Source organism: Elstera litoralis (assembly GCF_000963705.1).
GTDB lineage: Bacteria > Pseudomonadota > Alphaproteobacteria > Elsterales > Elsteraceae > Elstera > Elstera litoralis.
In genome coordinates this window covers 1-3,151 of record NZ_LAJY01000122.1, presented here as the reverse complement: position 1 = coordinate 3,151, position 3,151 = coordinate 1, and the positions used below count along the sequence as shown (strand labels likewise).

Below are 3,151 nucleotides of genomic sequence, written 5' to 3'. Positions count from 1 at the left end.
ACCCCCGTCTAAACGCACTCCTGTCTGCACGGGTGAGGTCGGAAAAAGCCCGGCATGATCCGGGGGAACGCGAAAGCCGCCAATGGGCCTGCTGCCCAATATTCTGGAATACTGATCTCACCTCGCCCGAGGCAGCACCTTAGGACGGGCGGAAGATTTCAATAAAACACTCTGGCCGTTCGGTAATTTTTAAAAAACTCAGCGCCGCCGGCTTGGCATAACCAGGAAGCGTTCGACGGCCATCAGCACCGCCGCGACAATCATAGTGATGAAATGCAGACTCTCCTGAACCAGAAGCGGCAATAGCATCCAGGTCCAGCAAGCGCCGATACACGCTAGGGTGAATCCTACCGCCCCACCGCCGCCACAAGTATGGCAGCGCGCTAGACTGCGCAACTTCAGGGCTGTGATCTGCCACAGTCCGGCGATGAGCAATCCATAGGCGAGCGGCGCGCCCGGCAACAGCGATACTGCAATGGCAAGCGTCATCAGCGCCACCCCGGCCAGCAGCCAGAGGCCGAAATAGACGGCGAGAAACGCCAGACCATCGCTCACCCGCCCGGCCCCGAGCGGCCCGGCCAGTAACGGGGCCATCATCGCCGCCACCATAACCGCCCAGCCCAACAGCATGGTTTCGGGCGGGTTCAGCAGCAGGAGGAGCGCTAGGCCGTCCCAGCCCCAATCCAACCAATGCCCGAGGTTAATTCCGCATTGGGCGGGAAGCGTAAGATGCTGACTAAGATGCCATAGGGCAGCCCAGCCGATCGCCGCAACCAGGAGCAGAATAACCTGCATGTTTGACGGACGCATAATCATGAAGCTCACCTTTCTTACCCTCCACAGAAAACCCATACTCATTCATTTGTACTTATAATTACTATAATTATTCTGAATTTATATTTGAGAAAAATGTAAATCCCCAAAACACGATCAAATATGACGATTTAAATTTAAAAATTGCATAATTCTCTTTAATATGTATTTAAATACGAAGCGAAGGTCAAAAAATATCGCTCATTACAAGTATATTAATATGTTGAAAGGGTGACACATGCGGCGAAATTCGATCATCCGAAGCCCCGGTTGGCGGGTTTCGGCAATTCTGGCGAGCGTGGCCTTGGCCGCATTGGGGGCGAACAACGCGCAGGCGCAGGCGCAGCAACTGGCGCCGCGCAGCTTTTTCAACCCGCCCGTGTTGAAACAGACGCCGCTCCCCGCCCCGAAGATGAATTACGCGCTTCCCGTCGGCAAACCGCACGCGGGGACGGAACGCGCCTACGATCTGACGATCAAATACACCGAGGGTGATATTTACGATCCGACGACCGATACCTATCAGAAGGTTCGCCTGCGCAGCTATACTGGCGATACCGATGGCAAGACGCCCTTCGTCGGCCCGCTGATCGAAGCCGCGCCGGGCGATACCGTGCGCGTCTCGCTGGACAATCAACTGCCCGACGATCCGAGCTGCCTGAACGCCAGCGGCACGCCCGATAGCCCCCATTGTTTCAACGGCACCAATCTGCATTCGCACGGCTTATGGGTGAGCCCGACCGGCAATAGCGATAATGTGCTGCTGTCGCTGAACCCCGGCGTGAAATTCCAGTACGAATATAATATTCCCGCCGATCACCCCGCCGGAACCTTCTGGTATCACCCGCACCGCCACGGCTCCACCGCGCTTCAGGTGTCGAGCGGCATGGCGGGCGCGCTGATCCTCAAGGGCGACCGCAAACCCCAGGGTAAAGCGGGCGCTGTTGGCGCAACCAATGGCGATCTCGACACGCTGCTGGTATCCGCCGGGGCCGATGCGAAGCCGTTTCCCGATCGCACTCTGGTGTTCCAGCAGATCCAATATGCCTGCACCGGAACGAACGGGAAGCTGAAGTATAATTCAGACGGTACGATCGACTGGAGCTGCAAGCCCGGCGAAACGGGCGTTATCGAAAGCTACAATCAGTTCGGCCCCGGCACCTGGCAGGATTCCGATCGCTGGACCAGCATCAACGGCACCGTACTGCCCACCTTCGAAGGCATCGAAGCCGGGCAGGTCGAACGCTGGCGCACGATCCACGCCGGGGTGCGCGACACGATCAATCTGCAAATCGTGCGGGCGAATTTCAACGCGGCCAATGGTGCGCCGACGCAACCGACCAAAGCCAATCTGCCGAATTTTCTGAAGCAGATTTGCTCCGGCTATGACGTGCCCTATCAGGTCGCCGCTGCCGACGGGCTCACGATGGGCGATACTTTCACCAGCACCAAGGTAACGCTGCAACCGGGTTATCGCTTCGATCTGCTGACCGTCTTCCCGGAAAGCGGCGTCTACTGCCTGATGGAACCCGCCACGCCGAAGGCAGGCAGCGTGTCCAATCAGAACGAGCCGGTGAATTTCCTCGGTTTCATCTCGGTCGGCGGCAGCAAGAAGATCGCCCCCGCCGATATCACCAAGACGCTCGTGGATGCCCTTACCGCCTCGGCTAAGGCGCATATGCCCGCCGATGTGGTGGATGAGGTCGTCGCCGACCTGAATAAGACCGAAAACGGTAAACCGACGCCGAAACTCACGCGCTTCGTGCCCCATCCGACCGTAACCGAAGAAGAGGTGAAGGCTTCCGGCCAAAAACTCGAAGAACTGGTGTTCTTCATCGGCACCGGCGATGCAAATGTCACGCAATTCGCGGTGGGCAATAGCTTCGATGTCATCCCCTACGCCGATTATCTGGTGCCGAAAGGGGCCGCGCCCTACGATCCCAATCGCTCCGACCGGAACCTCGTCCTCGGCACGACCCAACAGTGGGAGTTGCGCTCCTACAGTGTCAGCCACCCGTTCCACATCCATGTGAACCCGTTCCAGATCGTCGGCATTTATGATCCGAGCGGCAAGGATGTCAGCCTACCGGGCGTGGCCGAGGCGGATGGCGACAATCAGTTCGCCGGTCTTAGCGGGGTCTGGAAGGATACGATCTTCGTCAAAACCAACCTCAATCCCGGCCAATTGACCAATCCGCCGAAGGATTACTACCGGATCGTCGTCCGTACCCGCTATCAGCGCTACATCGGTGAATTTGTCCTGCACTGCCATATTCTCGACCATGAGGACCAGGGCATGATGCAGAATGTCACCATCGGCATTCCGGATGGTAAAGGG

The 3,151-nt window shown here is 57.8% G+C and carries 2 protein-coding genes; one reads left to right on the top strand and one right to left on the bottom strand.

Going from position 1 to position 3,151, the window contains the following annotated elements; genetic code table 11:
- Positions 1-198: 198 nt before the first annotated feature.
- On the bottom strand, positions 199-816 hold the full coding sequence (locus tag VZ95_RS06050; protein WP_198148122.1) for a copper chaperone: 618 nt from the start codon (positions 814-816) through the stop codon (positions 199-201).
- Positions 817-1,051: 235 nt separating this feature from the next.
- On the opposite strand from VZ95_RS06050, the gene VZ95_RS06045 reads away from it, so the two are divergent.
- Positions 1,052-3,151 (top strand): multicopper oxidase family protein (locus tag VZ95_RS06045; RefSeq protein ID WP_052711530.1); only part of this gene is annotated, 2,100 nt, incomplete at its 3' end.